At 47.9% G+C, this 16,640-nt stretch carries 14 protein-coding genes and 1 tRNA gene; 8 read left to right on the top strand and 7 right to left on the bottom strand.

Annotated elements, in window-relative coordinates:
* Positions 1-80: 80 nt before the first annotated feature.
* Positions 81-1,118, top strand: a complete 1,038-nt coding sequence (locus tag SEML1_RS00245) for a lipid II:glycine glycyltransferase FemX (RefSeq protein ID WP_376754066.1) — start codon at positions 81-83, stop codon at positions 1,116-1,118.
* Here the strand turns inward: SEML1_RS00245 and SEML1_RS00240 are convergent.
* Positions 1,115-2,515, bottom strand: a complete 1,401-nt coding sequence (locus SEML1_RS00240) for a UDP-N-acetylmuramoyl-L-alanyl-D-glutamate--2,6-diaminopimelate ligase (protein ID WP_376754436.1) — start codon at positions 2,513-2,515, stop codon at positions 1,115-1,117. The genes SEML1_RS00245 and SEML1_RS00240 overlap by 4 nt on opposite strands.
* On the opposite strand from SEML1_RS00240, the gene tsaD reads away from it, so the two are divergent.
* Positions 2,483-3,574 (top strand): tRNA (adenosine(37)-N6)-threonylcarbamoyltransferase complex transferase subunit TsaD, encoded by a 1,092-nt coding sequence (gene tsaD, locus SEML1_RS00235; RefSeq protein ID WP_376754065.1) that lies wholly within the window; start codon positions 2,483-2,485, stop codon positions 3,572-3,574. The two genes, SEML1_RS00240 and tsaD, sit on opposite strands and share 33 nt — an antisense overlap.
* A complete protein-coding gene (locus SEML1_RS00230) occupies positions 3,575-4,165 on the top strand; it encodes an L-threonylcarbamoyladenylate synthase (RefSeq protein WP_376754064.1) in 591 nt (196 codons plus the stop codon). It abuts the gene before it with no gap.
* On the opposite strand, the gene SEML1_RS00225 is transcribed toward SEML1_RS00230, so the two are convergent.
* The gene (locus SEML1_RS00225; protein ID WP_376754063.1) at positions 4,162-5,139 is read right to left on the bottom strand and encodes a lipid II:glycine glycyltransferase FemX; all 978 of its coding nucleotides are present in this window, start codon (positions 5,137-5,139) and stop codon (positions 4,162-4,164) included. The genes SEML1_RS00230 and SEML1_RS00225 overlap by 4 nt on opposite strands.
* 169 nt (positions 5,140-5,308) lie before the next feature.
* On the opposite strand from SEML1_RS00225, the gene SEML1_RS00220 reads away from it, so the two are divergent.
* The gene (locus tag SEML1_RS00220) at positions 5,309-7,864 is read left to right on the top strand and encodes a valine--tRNA ligase (protein WP_376754062.1); all 2,556 of its coding nucleotides are present in this window, start codon (positions 5,309-5,311) and stop codon (positions 7,862-7,864) included.
* Here SEML1_RS00220 and SEML1_RS00215 read toward each other — a convergent pair.
* Entirely contained in the window at positions 7,861-8,208 is a 348-nt protein-coding gene (locus tag SEML1_RS00215; RefSeq protein ID WP_376754061.1) for a hypothetical protein, read from the bottom strand. The genes SEML1_RS00220 and SEML1_RS00215 overlap by 4 nt on opposite strands.
* Before the next feature lie 212 nt (positions 8,209-8,420).
* Between SEML1_RS00215 and SEML1_RS00210 the strand changes: the two genes are divergently transcribed.
* The 3 genes from SEML1_RS00210 to SEML1_RS00200 all read left to right on the top strand — a co-directional run bounded on the left by SEML1_RS00210 (position 8,421) and on the right by SEML1_RS00200 (position 13,431).
* Positions 8,421-9,131: an ABC transporter ATP-binding protein gene (locus SEML1_RS00210; RefSeq protein ID WP_376754060.1), complete on the top strand. Its 711-nt coding sequence runs from the start codon at positions 8,421-8,423 to the stop codon at positions 9,129-9,131.
* Positions 9,128-11,431: an ABC transporter permease gene (locus SEML1_RS00205; RefSeq protein ID WP_376754059.1), complete on the top strand. Its 2,304-nt coding sequence runs from the start codon at positions 9,128-9,130 to the stop codon at positions 11,429-11,431. Before SEML1_RS00210 ends, SEML1_RS00205 begins: the two co-directional genes overlap by 4 nt.
* 1,016 nt (positions 11,432-12,447) lie before the next feature.
* The gene (locus SEML1_RS00200) at positions 12,448-13,431 is read left to right on the top strand and encodes a S66 family peptidase (RefSeq protein ID WP_376754058.1); all 984 of its coding nucleotides are present in this window, start codon (positions 12,448-12,450) and stop codon (positions 13,429-13,431) included.
* 182 nt (positions 13,432-13,613) lie between these two features.
* Here the strand turns inward: SEML1_RS00200 and SEML1_RS00195 are convergent, their stop codons facing one another.
* Together SEML1_RS00195 and SEML1_RS00190 are read right to left on the bottom strand one after the other, a co-directional pair.
* Complete coding sequence (locus SEML1_RS00195) at positions 13,614-14,069, bottom strand: 23S rRNA (pseudouridine(1915)-N(3))-methyltransferase RlmH (protein ID WP_376754057.1); 456 nt, start codon at positions 14,067-14,069, stop codon at positions 13,614-13,616.
* A complete protein-coding gene (locus SEML1_RS00190) occupies positions 14,062-14,460 on the bottom strand; it encodes an HIT family protein (RefSeq protein ID WP_376754056.1) in 399 nt (132 codons plus the stop codon). Before SEML1_RS00190 ends, SEML1_RS00195 begins: the two co-directional genes overlap by 8 nt.
* Before the next feature lie 45 nt (positions 14,461-14,505).
* Between SEML1_RS00190 and SEML1_RS00185 the strand changes: the two genes are divergently transcribed.
* Positions 14,506-14,593 (top strand) — tRNA-Ser (locus tag SEML1_RS00185).
* Between the two features lie 56 nt (positions 14,594-14,649).
* On the opposite strand, the gene SEML1_RS00180 is transcribed toward SEML1_RS00185, so the two are convergent.
* Together SEML1_RS00180 and SEML1_RS00175 are read right to left on the bottom strand one after the other, a co-directional pair.
* Positions 14,650-15,855 (bottom strand): ABC transporter permease, encoded by a 1,206-nt coding sequence (locus SEML1_RS00180; RefSeq protein WP_376754055.1) that lies wholly within the window; start codon positions 15,853-15,855, stop codon positions 14,650-14,652.
* The gene (locus tag SEML1_RS00175) at positions 15,848-16,600 is read right to left on the bottom strand and encodes an ABC transporter ATP-binding protein (protein WP_376754054.1); all 753 of its coding nucleotides are present in this window, start codon (positions 16,598-16,600) and stop codon (positions 15,848-15,850) included. The genes SEML1_RS00180 and SEML1_RS00175 overlap by 8 nt, the downstream gene beginning before the upstream one ends.
* Positions 16,601-16,640 lie beyond the last annotated feature (40 nt).

The raw sequence follows: 16,640 nt of genomic DNA, 5'->3' as shown, positions 1-16,640 counted from the left end.
ATAATGTGTATTTGGTTACTGAGTTAAACTATTTCTTTGAGAGCAGCGACGATTTCGAACAGGTTTGCTATAATTTACCTATGATACATTTCGCGGCGCCCGCTGAAATTAGCCAGTGGGACGAATTAGTGAGCAAGAATCCAAACGGCGGTGATTTTTTTCAGTTGGCAGCCTTTGCGCACATCAAACAGCAGCGCGGGTGGACACCGCGGTATATCGTGACAGATCGCGCAGCACTGTTAGCACTCGAAAAGCATGTGGCCGGTTTCGGCAAGTTGTGGTATTGTCCGCAAGGTGTAGGTGCTGCGAACGCTGAGGATACGGCAATGATTTTGCATGATTTACAAGCGTTTGCGCACGCACAAGGCGTGTTTGCGGTGAAATGCGAGCCGCAACTCATCGACACGCCGGAAACACGCCAAGCGCTGCTACAAGCGGGCTTGCAGCGTTCCGCCGATGTACAGCCGACAATGTCGACGATTTGGCTTGATATCCGCCCAGAATTAGCGGTTATCGAAGCACGTTTCAATAGTAAAGTTCGCTATAATATTCGCCAAGCACGCAAGGGCGAGGTGCGCTGCCGTGTTATGCCAGCAGAGGAATCGACGTACCGGACGTTTTATGAATTATTTGCCGAAACAGCAAACGGGCGTTTCGTGATTCGCCCCTACGAATACTACCGGAAGTTTTGGAGCGAGTACTGCGAGAGCGGGCATGGATTTATCATATTTGCCTACGATGACGGACAGCTCGCGTCGGCAGATTTCGTTATGACGCTCGGGCACAAAGCTAGCCGCAAAGACGCTGGCAGCACGCGCCGTAAAACCACGCGTGGCATTCCTGCCCTTTTGATTCTCGAAACGATTCGCGAACTGAAAAAGCGCGGCATCACCGACTACGACCTCTGCGGCGCGCCGCATTCAGCGTACATCAAAGATAAAAACCACCCGCTATACGGCGTTGGACAATTCAAAGCGGGATTCAACGACCATGCCACCGATTATGCCGGTACATATTTATTGCCGGTGTGCCCATGGCGGGCGAAGTTATGGCAGCGTTTCGTTGAAAAACTCGTGCGCGCTATATATTATCGCCTGAAACACCAGGCATGGTACTAGGCTTTCTTCAGTAATTCTTTCACGACCTCGGCGTCATTCCACGGGACGCGCTCGCCGTTGATAATGCGGTAGACTTCGTGCCCCATGCCGGTGATAAGTACCGTATCGCCTTTCGCGGCAAGGCGAAGCGCTTTTGCGATTGCATCGCGCCGGTCGGGGATTTCAGTTGTTTTTACTGCGCCGCTTCTTACGCGTTCTATACCGTCGTAAACCATTTTACGAATTGCCGCCGGGTCTTCATTATAGCTTTCTTCGTCGGTCAAAAAGATACGGTTAGCAAGGCGCGCAGCGATTTCGCCCATAATCGGGCGCTTTTCTTTATCGCGGTCGCCCGTCGCGCCGAAAACGAGCAGCACGCGGTTTTTTGTGATTGCTTTGACAGCAGTGAGGATTTTCTCAAGTCCGTCTGGCGTATGCGCATAATCAACGATCACATCATACGGCGTGTTAGTGTTGACGCGCTCAAATCGCCCCGGCACGCTTTCAAGATTCGCGGCACCCTCAACAATATCCTTCAGCGGTACGCCAAGTAAATACGCGGCGCACACCGCAGCAGTCATGTTATATACATTAAATTTGCCCGGCAAATTTGTGGCAAGCTCCAGCTTAGTCTGATGGTCGATTGTGATGGATGCCTCTGTTCCCTTGCGGTACAATTTTACGCGGTCAATATGCGCTTCGGCGTCGGCATGTTCGCCGTAAGTAATTTTCTGCGCTTGCGCGGGAAACTTGTTAAAATACTCAAACCATTCATCGTCGCGGTTCAGGACGATATATTTTGGATTTTGCGCAAACAGGCGGCTTTTTACCTCGGCGTATGCCTCCATCGTTTTATGGTAATCTAAATGATCTTGCGTTAGATTGGTCATAATTGCCATCTCGACCGGCACGCCTTCAAGTTTATGCTGGTGAATCGCATGGCTCGGAAATTCCATCACTACAAAATCAACATGCGCTTTCTTGGCACGGCGGAAGAATCGCTGCATTATTGCTGTGCTCGCGACAGTGGCATTTAAGTCGTTGCGTCTTGTTTGCCCGGCAATCTCAATTGTTGCGGTGCTAAACATCGCTGTTGTGTAGCCAGCCTCTTTGAGAATTTCGTTCAGGTAATTAACTGTCGTTGTTTTGCCGTTCGTGCCAGTTACAGCGATGACGCGAAGATGTTTCGCTGGATTGCCATATCGCATACGCACCAGCCGAACGCGCATTTTGCGGTATCGCTCCTCTAGCTGATGCACCAAACGAACAGGCAGTATTGCTCGCACGCCTCTCACTAACAGCTGCTTCATATATTCTATCGTACCACTTTTTGCGGCAAACCGGCTAGTATCTAGGCGTGCTCCCTGGGTGGTATAATAAAGTTGATGAAAATTTTGGGAATTGAGTCGAGTTGCGATGAGACAGCGGCGGCGGTCGTTGAGGATGGATTTCGCGTATTGTCAAGCGTGGTAAATTCGCAAATTGATATTCACGCGCAGTACGGCGGTGTTGTGCCAGAAATAGCCGCACGCAGCCATATTGAGGTGATAAATCCGGTGATTCGCGAGGCGCTAACGCGGGCACAGTGTAGTTGGGATGATATTGATGCGATTGCCGCCACCTACGCGCCCGGTTTGGTTGGTTCGTTGCTGGTCGGTACGCTTGCCGCGCGGACGCTCGCAATTTTACGCAATAAGCCGCTCTACACTATTCACCATGTCGAGGCGCACGTGTATGCGAATTTTATTACCGAAAGCAGTAGCTCGGCGCTACAGCTACCGTCAAAGCAACCGGAATTCCCCCTGCTTGCGCTTATTGTATCGGGCGGACATACGCAGCTGGTGCTGTTCCACGGCCACGGCGATTATGAATTGCTCGGGCAAACGCAAGACGACGCCGTTGGCGAAGCCTTTGATAAGGTCGCGAAAATCCTTGGACTCCCCTACCCCGGCGGTCCGTCAATTGCCGCAGCTGCTGAGCATGGCGACTCCGAAAAATATCATTTGCCAAAGGCAAAGCTTGATAATCCGTATGATTTTTCGTTCTCTGGGCTTAAAACAGCCGTTCTACGGGCAGTGCAGCATGCGGTAGGCAAAGACTTCACATTTCCATCGCACGAGCTGCCAAAGCTCATAAATGATGTTCAGCGGGCAGATTTCGCGGCGAGCTTTCAGCGCGTGGCGGTCGAGACATTAGTAGAGCGCACATTACGTGCATATAGCGACTTTGCACCGCGGTCAGTCGTGATTGCTGGCGGCGTGGCGGCGAATCAAGAATTGCGGCGCCAGCTATCGGTTCGTCTGCCGATTGCGATTGAATATGCGCCGATGCAGTTTTGCACGGATAATGCAGCGATGATTGCTACGCTCGGGTTTTTTCATGCTCAATACGGCACACCTGCTGATCCGTATACCCTTGATGTTATTCCGAGCTTATCCATGGTAAATACAGCCTGGAATGTTGCAAAGGTGTTGTAAATGGCACAACTATTTACCTCTGTTGCTGACAAGAAATTAGCTGCATTGCTGCACGGTGGCGCAATTGGCATATTGCCAACCGATACGGTGTATGGCTTGGTGTCGGTTATTGCCCCCGAGCCGGTTAAGCGCCTCTATGCGGCGAAGCCGCGCCAGTCGCATGCCGGTACGGTCATCGCATCGTCGGTTGATGATTTGATCGCACTTGGACTTGATGAGACAGCCTTGCGGCATGTTTCACATTTGTGGCCGGCACCTCTGAGCGTGGTGGTTGCGGCGCAACATGTTCCTGAATTCTTGCGCGAGGAACGCAGTAGTCTTGCGGTCAGGATACCGGAGGATAAGGCGCTACGGTCGCTGCTACAAAAGACCGGTCCGCTCATGACGACAAGCGCGAATAAACACGGTGAAAAGACAGCGGCAACAATCTCGGCGGCGCAGCATATTTTTGGCGATTCCGTTGATTTTTACGTTGACGGCGGCGATTTGAGTAACCGCCCGCCTTCAACGATTATCACGGTGGATGCTCATGGAGTTATAACAGTACTGCGTGAAGGTGCTGTGCCAGTGCAGTCGCTTGCTGGTGCTTAGTGTTTGATATATCGGATTATTTTTTTAGCGGCTGGCAGCAATCTTGTCCAGACGCCATAAAGCGGACTGAGCGGATAGTCGTACGTACCAGCGAGCATATCCTCATGATTAGCAAAACCGCGTTTGAAATTACTAATACCGTCATTAAGCAGCCCGTTCATGTCGTAACGACTAATCCCCCACTCTTTGCACTTGCGGATAGCAAACCACTTCAGCGCGTAGTTTGCTCGTAGCGCCTGCCCGCGCTCGTTCATGCCGCCATATAACTCAAAAGAAGTTTCCTGACTGGCAGCGAGCCAGACGAATGCGATCGGCTCACTGCCTTCGTAGGCGGCAAAGATAAGCGACGAGTCGCCCAGGTTGATGTGGACGTCACGGTAATATTGATCGTCATGAAGAGCAAAACCAGCACGTTCTGCTGTCTGATGATAAATTTCGAGTAATTTTTCGATATCGTCCATCGCTTTGACACGGCGCAACGTGATACCTGCCCGTTCTGATTTACGGATATACTGGCGTGTTTTTTTCGCCATTGCAGCAAGCAACTCCTCTTCGCTGTGGTGCAAGTCTAAAATTAACGTTTTTGGTATGAGAATAGTATTTGACGATCGCTGCCACCCCGCTGCCGTTGGAGCTAACTCTGTATCAGGTTCGACGGTTAGCAGCGTGCCGGGTAAATGCTGCGACGCGTACGCTGCGAGCGCCTCGTATACTGCTGCGGTATCCCCTTCCCTACAGACTGGACCGCGCGGCACATAACAGAGGCGGCGAAAAGGCTTTGGTAGTATTCTCTCTAAAATCTGTGCGGCACCGGCAACTCCACCCTGCTGATCGGTAAACAATACGCGGTGCGCGTGCCAGTTGTGCGCCGATTTTACCTCTCCCCACCCCCACAGCTGAAGCGGGTGTCCGCCTAAATCGTATATTACTTCGTTCCACACCGTTGATTCGGTGCATTCATTCCCTTGTAACATACACTCAGTATACACGGAGTTATGGTATAATGAAAAGGAATACAAACACGTGAGAAAATAAAAGGTGCAAGGATAACAGAGGTGAGGGCGCTTATGCTGAGCGATTCCTGGGTTATCTTTTTGATTTTTAGTTTTCACGTGAATAACCTAATGAATAAGAAGAGCCGATATGAATTTAGCAAAAGCTTATACACCGAATGACTACGAACCAACAATCTATGCGATGTGGGAGAAATCGGGTGTTTTTGCGCCCAAAGGCGAGGGCGAGCCGTATGCGATCGTCATGCCGCCGCCAAATGCGAATGGCAATTTGCACGTTGGGCACGCGCTCGGGTCGGCGATCCAGGATATTTTAGTACGTTATCACCGAATGCGCGGCTATGATGCTGTGTATATTCCTGGGGCAGATCATGCGGGCTTTGAGACGTGGGTAGTGTACGAACGCGAGCTCGAAAAGCAAGGGAAGACACGGTTTAATTTCGACCGCGAAGATTTGTACGCTCAAGTATGGGATTTTGTGGCGGCGCGGCGCGGCGACATGGAATTGCAGCTGCGCGCGATTGGTGTGAGCGCCGACTGGGATCATTTAGTGTTTACGCTGGATGAGAAGGTGATTGATACGGTATACGACACGTTTGAAGCGATGTGGCGCGATGGACTTATCTATCGCGGCGAGCGCATTGTGAATTATTGCACTAAACACCAGACGAGTTTTTCAGATTACGAAGTTGTCTATAAAAACGAAAAGAGCAAGCTTTGGAAAATTGCTTATCCGCTCATTGACAGGGTAGGGGAGATTATCATCGCGACAACACGCCCCGAAACATTATTAGGCGATGTGGCAGTGGCAGTTCATCCGGATGATGAGCGCTATAAAGATCTAATTGGCAGCAAAGTACAGTTGCCAATCGTACATCGCGAAATTCCGATCATCGCCGACGAATACGTCGACCGTACTTACGGGACGGGCGCGGTGAAGATTACGCCGGCGCATGACCCGAACGACTTTGAGATTGGGCAGCGCCATAATCTCAAGACAGTGCAAGTAATTAATTTTGACGGCACCATGGTAAACGTACCGGCGCAGTTTAAAGGACTAACCGTTGAAGAGGCGCGTAAACGCGTACTAACAGCGCTTGATATTGACGAGCTGCGGCGCGGCGAAGAAAATATTGAGCACCAAGTCGGGCACTGTTATAAGTGCGGCACAGTGATTGAGCCGCTCGTCAAAGAGCAGTGGTTCGTGAAAATGCGCGGGTTGGCCGATCGGGCAATCGCGGCAATCCAAAACGGCGATGTTACTTTTACGCCAGAAAATAAAGGCGCGGTTGTCGTTAATTATCTGAAAGATATCAAGGATTGGAACATTAGCCGCCAAATTCCGTGGGGAATTCCAATCCCGATGTTTCAATCGCAGGATAATCTAGATGATTGGCGCTTTGATCGCCGTGTCGATCAGAAACATATTGTTGTAGATGGTACAACATATCGCCGCGAAGAAGACACGCTTGACACGTGGTTTAGCAGCAACCAATGGCCGTATATCATCACCGACTACCTAGCAAAAGGCGATTTAAGCCGCTTTTATCCAACGGCGGTCATGGAGACGGCGGGCGATATTTTGTTCGTCTGGGTGGCGCGCATGATTATGATGGGTCTGTATCGCACCGATAAGGTACCGTTCCGCCACGTGTACTTGCACGGGCTTGTGCTTGACGAAAAGGGCGTGAAGATGAGCAAAAGCAAGGGTAATGTTATCAACCCGATGGAATACGTATCAGAGTATGGCTCTGACGCGCTGCGTATGGGTGTGATTTCGAGTCGCTCTGCTGCGCAGCCGCAAGCCTTTAACACTGGTAAAGTTATCGCGGCGCGTAATTTCTGCAATAAGTTGTGGAATGTTGCGCGCTATATTGAAGCATCTGTTGCAGACGAAACACCTGCAGCCGAGCCGGTTCCGCAGTCGCTGGCGGATCACTGGATTTTGAGCCGGCTTGATGAAGCGGCGCAGCAGGTTGAAAAACAACTTGAAACCTATCATTTCGCTGAAGCTGCTGAAACGATTTATCACGTCGTATGGGATGATGTTGCCGATTGGTTCGTCGAAGTGAGCAAAGTTGAGCAGAATATCAGCATGAACGCGTATGTTCTTGACACTATTCTGCGTTTATCGCACCCATTTGCGCCGTTCGTAACTGAGACAATTTGGCAAGCACTGCCGTGGCATGACACGATCCTGGCGGGCGAAGCGTGGATGAAACCCGCCGAATACGATGATATCGCTGCTGGGCAATTCGGCCGGCTGAAAGATTTGGTAAGCGAAGCACGCTATGTGATGAGCGAGCTGCCGGGCAATAAGCGGTATGGCATGCTGTATATGGACGACTCGCTCGTAGCAGATAATGCTGAGTTAATTCAAAAGCTTGCGCGCGTGAAATCAGTTAAGCATGTTGACCAGGCAAGGGGATTGCGCTTAGCAGCAAGCGGACGCGACGCCTGGCTTGACCTAGACGACAACACGCTGTACGAGCATCAAACAAATCTCGAAAAGCGTTTAGCGAACGTGCGCCAACAGGTGAAAACGCTTGAAACGCGTTTGGCAAATGAAAACTACATAGCGAAAGCGCCGGCTCATCTAGTGGAAGAATCACGCCGCCAATTGGCGGAAGAGCGGGCGCTTGTGAAACGCTTGCAAACTGAGTTGCAAGTTATTGCGCGCAGTTAGTCAAGGATTGGTAAATTAGCGTTATCAAACGCGTGGCGTCCGCCTTCTTCAAGAACGGCAAGAATACGCTTGTGGTGGTGGCGGCGATCCGGCGCCATGCTCGGCGACTGGTACGTGAAGCTATGCGACAACATTGAATTGCTCGCATCGTGGTCGGAATGCGTATGCGGCGTACGCGCCTCGCTAATCGCTTTCACATCCAGCGAGGTTAGCTTGCTTATCTTTGCCTGCTTCGCCGTTTCAATCACGTGCTCAACATGGCTATCGTGCACTGCAACGCCGCTAGTGATACACAGGCTCAGTGTGGCGATGAATATTCGGGCTAGGTAGTCAAAATATGTCATTGTCTATTGTTTGTGTTTAGTAGTATCGTGCTACTTAATTTAGCATAAACTTTATTAAAAGTCAATAATATAGCCCATATAAGTTTTATTACTAGAAGCAGCGTTGGTTTGCTTGACCTAAATTTACCAGGTAAAATAGCGCTATTAAATAACACAAAATAGTAAAGAAAAGTGCGCTTTAGTTGAACATGATATAATTTTACCTAAGTATTATGCAGTCAAATAAAACAGACACTACTTCGTGTTGCGTTATCAAAGTTCGTGGACTTCATAAAAACTTTGGCTCTAGAGAGGTTCTTCGGGGAATCAATCTTGATGTGCGCGCAGGGGATATTCTATCTGTAATGGGGCCAAGTGGCTCGGGAAAATCAACATTGCTGTATTGTATGGCGGGAATCCTTGCAGCTGACAAAGGCGAAGTATTTTTCAACGGCAAGAATCTTGCGCATTATAGCGCAAACAGTCTTATTGCATTACGCAAGACAAGTTTTGGTTTTATTTTTCAATTCGGCGAACTAATTTCCGAACTTCCGGTCCGCGACAATATCGCCCTACCGCTGTTGCTACGAGGCGTAAGAAAAAAGCAAGCGTATAAGACCGCGGACGAATGGGCTTCTCTCGTCGGTGTTCAGAACGTCATTTCTGCTTTGCCGCACACGCTCTCTGGCGGAGAGATGCAGCGAACGGCAATTGCGCGAGCTATGGCGATAAATCCTGAAGTAATTTTCGCAGACGAACCAACAGGATCTTTGGATTCAGTAAATGCGAAAAAGGTTATGGAGTTATTCGTCTGGTTAGCAAGCAAATATCGTAAGACTGTTATTATTGTCACGCACTCAGAAGAAGTAGCAGTCTATGCAGATAGGCATATACTATTAAAAGACGGCTTAATAGAATCAAGTGTAACACGTACTTCACCATGAACAATCTTTTAGTTTTATTAAAGCTATCAGGCAGACAATCAAAATTTCGCATTATCACCACGATACTATCAGTTATTCTGGCAACTCTCGTTCTCACGACCGTAGTCTCCCTAGGGCAAGGATGGCTATTACGCCAGGAAAAGGACGATTTTCTCTCGGCACTGTTAGCCACCGGATCGAAACCAACAACAGAACAAGCAAGATCGCATGACTTGACATACATCTCTTCATATGACACAAGGTTTCGTACACTTTCAATCAAAGAAATTGGCGTACGAACAGCTCACCAGACCAATAAATTACCAGTAGGATTTAACAAAATGCCTACAGATAACGAGATATGGGTGACTCCAGCGCTTAAGAGGCTCATTGATGAACATCAGCTCCTAAAAGAGCGATATCAGGGACTCACTATTAAAAGTAAATTTCCAGAGTCGCTTGCGCCATCGCCAGATTCTCTTATGCTATTATTTCGCATCTCTGATGCTGCGCTGAAAAATCCGCAAGCACGATTAGGTGCTATTAGTGCAAGCGACATCGACAAAATTCGAGCTAACCAAAAAACGAAAAATAATTCACAAAACCAGCTGTTCTATACGATTATCATAGCGATCGGTGTAATACTCATTACACCTATTCTCGTCCTCGTTACCGAAGTGGCTCGCATTGATACAACCCAGCGCGAAAGGAAATATGCGACACTCAGTCTCGTGGGTGCAACGACGCATCAAATAGGATTAATAATCACTTTAGAAGCTTTGCCGCTGGGTCTAGTCGGTACTGCGCTAGGACTGCTGTTGTTTACGCAATTTGGGATACCTATATTATCTCAGATATCTTTGAATGGAAACGCGTTCTGGATGAGCGATCTGAATCTCCCCCAGCCTATCTACAGCATTATCGGAGTTTTGATAGTAGCATGCATTCTCTTATCAAATCTCCAAGTTGTGCGGCGAATAAAATTGTCGCCGCTCATAGTGTCGCGAAGTAATGGCGTGAAAAAACATCCTTCAATGCTCTCAGCGATTCCGCTCATAGCAGGAATTGGTGGCCTCTACCTTCTGTCTGGATACGGCAAATCCTGGTATGCAGACAATACAGCAACTGGGAGTATCGTTATCGCTTCGCTTTTACTGCTAATTATCATAGGCATAGTAATGTGCGGTCCTTATCTAACCTACTTATTATCTTTTGCTATGGAAAAAATTTCACAGCAAGCAAGCGGCATACTGGCCACATATAGGCTACGCCTGACATCAAGAAATACATTTCGTAGCGTCAGCGGAATTGCTATTGCTCTTTTCGTCGGGTCGTTGCTTGTGACGCTTCTCGCAATAGTGCAACATTCAGGCGAGAAACGAAGTGAAACAGTACCTATTGTCAGCTTGTTGCCTATTGATAAATCACAACGTCCTTTGCAGATAAAAATCACCGAGTCTTCAAAAGAGATTGACGAAGCACTTATCAGCAAATTAGAAAATAATACCGCACTCGCAGATTTAGCGACTCAAATGTATATTCAAAAGTATTTTCAAGCAAAAGGAGATGAAGAGAACACTCTACAGGGAAACTACTACGACTCGTGCCAGCAATTACAGCGACGCACTCAGGTGCTGTGTCCCGATAGCTTTTCCGGAAAACCGATCATTACCGTACAACAAATCACTGTAGATAGTTCAGGTACGATGCGCGCGCAAACGCGAATCGTTAATGCTAATACTGTTAACGGAGAAATTTCCACGAGTAGTTACGTTATCATTGCAAAGAATCAAGCCGCATACGCCCAGATAATTGAGTTAGCCGAGAATATAGCAAGCTCTTATCGACGCAAAACTGGGGCTGTCGTTACCGTTGGGTATAGTCGCTTCGATACAATGAATCCAGCTGCACAAATCAAGAACCTAAGCAAACTAATTGTAGCCATACTCGCCGTTGTCATCGCCACTGGCGGACTAAGTATATTTGTCAGCGTCGTAGGAAACATTTATGAACGCAAAAGAACCTTTATTCAGCTTCGCATCCTCGGCGCAAACTTATCAAACTTAATCTGTTCGTTAGCGGCGGAAATCGCCATACCGCTCACAATGTTATCGGTTGTAGCGGTTTCACTTGGTATTTTCTCATGTTATTTCCTGTTATTGACGATAGACGCATTCCACAACAACCAGCTCACTTTTACATTTCCCGGCACCCACTTCTGGGTTGCGTTATTTGCCGCCAATCTCTTGTGTGTCAGTTTATCACTTATCACGATACCTATTTTAGCTCGGATAACGAAAGAAGGCATGCGCGTTGAGTAGCTAGCAGATTCCACAATACCCTATGCAACCAAGGAGAAACTTAAATTAGCATTTTATTACCTGAATCTACACTACTTTGAGGTGAAGATTGAAGCAATTCTAGCCTGAAGTAGTCTTTTACGGTCTTTGTGACCGACCCCACATAGTTTTGCGAGGCGTACTTTGGCGCTGCAATACTATATTGATATATAACACCTTGCCATCCTTACTCTTGCTGCCGTGCTTTACAAGCCTAAATACATGCTACCTTCCCAACCAAGAACTCTACGTGTCTACGAATATATCTATCATACGTCTATGAACACCACCGCCCACACCACGTACTCTGTGCGGTTCAAAGTAGTCTGTAGCTCACAGTAACTTTCATTGATCTCTACCTAACTAAGGTATAGCGGTGAGACAGTTTTACAATACTTGGTGGTACAACTCTTGAGTATTCAGTACAGTGTCATACGCAATTTAGACTAGAGTATAGCGTGAGGTTATCTGAATAGCTGTCATACTCTCATAGAATAGCCAACAACTTCACAATATGCCACGTTTTAATCTCTGAATATGGGTATGGGTTTAGATATCTATCCTATCCGCTATTTAGCATGGTGGATAGGGTAGAGGAAAGCTAAATCTTAGTCTAATGAACCAAACATAAAATGTTGACGAATCAAGAGATAGAGAGTACTATATGCCCTGTGACGTACAGTTACCTTGCCGCTAAGGCTTGAACACATTAACAACCAGGAGTGGTCGTTAGGAAAGGGCCAGCTTTGACTTATGCAATTCCGCTCGAAACGAGCAAGATCTTTGGTGTCGAGATGCGTCGCCGTCAGGCGGTCAATGATACTATTTGTGGTGTTTGAGGCTACCCGCTCACCTTTTAATAAGATAACAATTCATATACATGATATCATTTATTAACATCCATCATCATCCCCATCTCTGACGTAGGAGGTGTGTTGATGTTGTTATATACCTCCTACGCGGGAGGTATTTTGATTGTAAAATTTTGAAAGGATAATATGCTACCAGAAAAAATAAATACAGGGGATGAAATACGAGTTATTGCACCGGCGCGTTCGGCTCGTGACATTGATGATGCAGTACTTGCGCGGGCGCGGGCGGCGTTGGAGTCGCTTGGTCTGAAAATTTCGTTTGGTCAATACGCGTTTTCGCGTTCGCAGCGCGGTTGCCCAACGGACGCAGAAAAAGTTGAGGATTTGCACGCAGCCTTTCTTGACCCGAATGTCAAAGGAGTTCTAGCGGCGATTGGCGGGTTTAATTCCAACCAGCTGCTTGGGCGAATCAACTGGGATATTATTCGTGCCAATCCGAAAATTTTTGCAGGTTTTTCGGACATTACAGTACTGAATCATGCGATTTTGGCAAAGACCGGCTTGGCGACTTTTGCCACGCCGAATTTTTATTGCTTCGGTTTACCACCAAAGGCTGATTATTCATTGGAGTATTTCAGACGCTGTTTGTTCGCTGGTCAGTCTGAAACGTACAGAGTTCGAGCATCGAAAGTGTTTTATGATTATGCTTGGGACTATGATGAGAAATCTCCGCGCTCTAAAATTACGAATGGTAATCCGAGAATAATCCAAGCTGGACAGGCGAGCGGTACACTGTTGGGCGGCAATTTGTGCAGTTTGAATTTGCTCAATGGTACAGAGTATTTTCCGCATATCAAGGGCGATATTATTTTGTGTCTAGAGGACGACAGCTACGATTCTATTCCGGAAACTTTCGAGCGCAATCTACAATCACTAATTCAGCAGCCGTATTTTCGCCAGGTAAAAGCCATTTTGTTTGGTCGTTTTCAGCGTGAGTCAATAGCAACAGACGATAGCTTGATAGCTATGGTCTGTTGCAAGAAAATCAACCCGGATATCCCGATAGTCTCTAACCTGGATTTCGGTCATACTGACCCGAAATTTAGTTATAAGATCGGTGGATGGGCTAGCGTTGAGGCGTATAATGAGTGCAAGCTAGTGCTACACTAAAAGCAGCATAATCACGCGTTTGTTATATTACCGTATCGCAATTCCCGCGCTTGATAATATGAGCACGAGAGGTGTTCATCTGAGTACGCACCGGTGTTGTGGTGTTGGATAGTTTTTTGTTTGAGAGGTGGCATATTACTTGATAGCGTTGCTGCGAGGAACGAGATATTTGAAAAAGATAGCTATTCGTGGTGGTACTTTCCACCTTGGGCGATTTCCTGTGCACGGTATAATTGCTCGACAAGAATAAGTCGCACTAGCTGGTGGGGAAATACCAGTGGACTAAGCGACCATACTAGATTAGCACGAGAACGTAATGCATCGGTAACGCCATATGCGCCGCCGATAACAAAGGTAGGTGTGCGGTTGCTTGTGAATGCTTGGCTAAGAGACCGCGACAGGGCAGGGGAGTTAAGCAGTTTCCCACGTTCGTCAAGGACGACAATGAACTCGTCTGCGCCACAGCGAGACAATATACGTTCAGACTCATCACGGCGAGCGTTGTTGCTATCGAATGGACTATGCGGTAACAATTCCCACGCGATATTCCACGGGCGCTGCAAGCGTTTTTGATAACGCTCTATGCCGGTAGCAACCCAGGGCTCGTGTTTTTTACCGATAGCAATGATTTTAAGCATTAGTTCGCAGTTTTTCTGCCATAGCCGCAAGCGCATCATGATCAACTGGCGATTCAGTATCTTGCGGCTGCTTTAATTCCGCTTCGCTGCCGATCGGAATTAGATGGATGTGCGCATGCGGCACGCCATACCCCATCACGACCGAGGCAACGCGCGGGCGAATCTTGAGGCGTTCAATGTGTCTAGCAAGACGCTTTGCAACGTTCCAGAGGTGAGTGTACGTGTCGTCGTCTAAGTCCCATAAACTATCAACTTGTTTTTTTGGAATGACGAGCGTATGCCCCTCAACTTGCGGATGAATATCAAGAAATGCAATCGTTCTGTCGTCTTCGTAGATTTTGTGGCAAGGTAGTTCGCCTTTGATAATTTTAGTAAAAATCGAATCTTCCATACCTATATTATACACCGTGCATCTGGTATAATACGTAGGCAACATGGAGAGGTGCAGGAGTGGTTGAACTGGTCGCTCTCGAAAAGCGGTATGGGGCAACTCATCGAGGGTTCGAATCCCTCCCTCTCCGCCATGAAAATTACGCGAGGCTTGCTCGCGTATTATTTTTTACAGCCTAAGTTAACCCGCTTACCGCCGCGCGAACATTTCTTTAAGCGACACCTTACGGCTGTACTCAAGTGCACCGAAGCGGAATACGCGTACGGCGAGTATTAGTACAAATATTGATGAGGCAAGTAAAATGAGTGCGCCTGCAGCAATTTCCCATGGCTGTAGGTTGCCGGCGGCGTTACGCATGAGCAGGGGGATCGGCGAGGTTAGCGGAAAGAGGCTCAAAAACCGTACGATCGGTGCATCTGGCATTGAGATAAACAGCGACACAGCATAGAGTGGTCCATATAGTGCGATCATTACGAATCCCATAAATTGATTTGCCTCGCGTGCGGTCGGCATAGTAGCGCCAATTAGTACGAGCACGCCGGTGAAAAATGCAAAACTGAGAGCAAAAATTACCGCAGCGACTCCAATTCGCGCCCAATCGACGGGCAAACCCGACAAATCAATATTCGGCAGATTGAGCTGATTGCGGAACAGCAGGTAGCCGATTAGCACGGGCGCCGCTACGAGAACACCCTGAATTAGCATGAGGATAATGAGCGAAATGATTTTGCCGATAATTAGTGTGCGCGCTTCAATCGTTGTGAGGATCATCTCAATCACGCGATTCTCTTTTTCTTCGGTCGTGCTCGTGAGCGCTTGTCCGGCGAAGAATGACATCAGCACATAAAACAGCACAAGGAATATACCTGGCAGGATCATTTCCTTGAATGGGTCGTAAGCACGACCGTCGCGGTAAATAGTTGTGTCGCTAGCTGCTGCATTTTGTAAAACAGTGCGAATCTGTGGCGATACGGTGTTTTGCACTGACTGGCTAAGTAGCGCTAGCGCTACCGAGCTGTATCGTCCGTTCTCAAATAAGCCGACATTCTTACCGTAGACTTCTATATGGCGAGCACTCACATCAGCGGGGTAGTAAAAATAGGCGTCAACTGTACCATTTTTGACTGCGGCGACACCAGCCTCTTTAGTCACCATTTTGGCATGAAATGTGCTTACTATCTGCGGGCTTAGTAAATGAGAATCATCGGTGATGGCGATACTGAACGTTTGCTCTTTCAGCTTGTCGGCGGCATCTCGTGTGGCGTTATTCGACAAAAACACGATACCGAATACCGCACCGATCATAATCGGGAAGCCGAACACCATCGCCCAAAACGATTTCTTTTTGAGTACGCGAATGACTTCAAAGGTTATAACGGTCGATAAATTATGCATGGCGCGCCTCCTGTTCTTGATCATTTTCGTTGCCGTATACGCTTAGGAAAATATCGTCAAGCGATTTGCCGCCAAACTGTTTGCGTATTGCCGCAACCGTTCCGTAAGCGCGCGCTACGCCGTCTTTCAGCAGAATAACGCGGTCGCATAAGCGTTCAACTTCTTCCATTTGGTGCGTGATCATGATGACAGTCGCACCTTTAGCCTGGTGCTCCTCAATGATTTCCATGAGTAACCGGCGGTTTACCGGGTCAAAACCTTTTGTTGGTTCATCCAAGATGAGCAGTTCAGGGTCATTCATAATGGTAATACCGAGCTGTACTTTTTGTTGTTGTCCGCCTGATAATTTGTCAAGACGGGTTGTCGCTTTGTCTGCCAGATTTACGCGTTGCAAGAATGCCATTGAGCGCGCTCGCGCTTCGTTTTTACTGAATCCTTTCAGCCGGCCAAAGTACACCATTATGTCAATGACGGTTTCTTTTTTATACAGCCCACGCTCTTCTGGCAGATAACCGAGCTTTACACCGCCCGACACGCTGTATGGCTTGCCGTTTACTAACAGTGTGCCTCCTGTCGGCGCATAGATGCCAAGTAATGCGCGGATTGTCGTCGTTTTGCCCGATCCGTTGCTGCCGAGAAACCCGAATGTTTCGCCACGATTCACCGTAAAACTTAGATCTTTTATTACTTCAACGTCGCCGAATTTCATCTTGAAATGGTCGACTGCTACAATTGCTTCGTTCATGTGCATATTGTAATATGCGACAACTATCTGTAGCAATAGG

This window comes from Candidatus Saccharimonadaceae bacterium ML1 (assembly GCA_030253535.1).
Taxonomy (GTDB): domain Bacteria; phylum Patescibacteriota; class Saccharimonadia; order Saccharimonadales; family Saccharimonadaceae; genus Saccharimonas; species Saccharimonas epibionticum.
The sequence above is the reverse complement of the archived record's forward strand: the minus strand, read 5'-3'. Positions and strand labels throughout refer to the sequence as shown.

Bases quoted from the DNA above. Each gene is read 5' to 3' on its own strand.
- SEML1_RS00245 (WP_376754066.1), top strand. From the start codon at position 81: ATGATACATTTCGCGGCGCCCGCTGAAATTAGCCAGTGGGACGAATTA.
- tsaD (WP_376754065.1), top strand. From the start codon at position 2,483: ATGAAAATTTTGGGAATTGAGTCGAGTTGCGATGAGACAGCGGCGGCG.
- SEML1_RS00230 (WP_376754064.1), top strand. From the start codon at position 3,575: ATGGCACAACTATTTACCTCTGTTGCTGACAAGAAATTAGCTGCATTG.
- SEML1_RS00225 (WP_376754063.1), bottom strand. From the start codon at position 5,139: ATGTTACAAGGGAATGAATGCACCGAATCAACGGTGTGGAACGAAGTA.
- SEML1_RS00220 (WP_376754062.1), top strand. From the start codon at position 5,309: ATGAATTTAGCAAAAGCTTATACACCGAATGACTACGAACCAACAATC.
- SEML1_RS00215 (WP_376754061.1), bottom strand. From the start codon at position 8,208: ATGACATATTTTGACTACCTAGCCCGAATATTCATCGCCACACTGAGC.
- SEML1_RS00210 (WP_376754060.1), top strand. From the start codon at position 8,421: ATGCAGTCAAATAAAACAGACACTACTTCGTGTTGCGTTATCAAAGTT.
- SEML1_RS00205 (WP_376754059.1), top strand. From the start codon at position 9,128: ATGAACAATCTTTTAGTTTTATTAAAGCTATCAGGCAGACAATCAAAA.
- SEML1_RS00200 (WP_376754058.1), top strand. From the start codon at position 12,448: ATGCTACCAGAAAAAATAAATACAGGGGATGAAATACGAGTTATTGCA.
- SEML1_RS00195 (WP_376754057.1), bottom strand. From the start codon at position 14,069: ATGCTTAAAATCATTGCTATCGGTAAAAAACACGAGCCCTGGGTTGCT.
- SEML1_RS00190 (WP_376754056.1), bottom strand. From the start codon at position 14,460: ATGGAAGATTCGATTTTTACTAAAATTATCAAAGGCGAACTACCTTGC.
- SEML1_RS00180 (WP_376754055.1), bottom strand. From the start codon at position 15,855: ATGCATAATTTATCGACCGTTATAACCTTTGAAGTCATTCGCGTACTC.
- SEML1_RS00175 (WP_376754054.1), bottom strand. From the start codon at position 16,600: ATGAACGAAGCAATTGTAGCAGTCGACCATTTCAAGATGAAATTCGGC.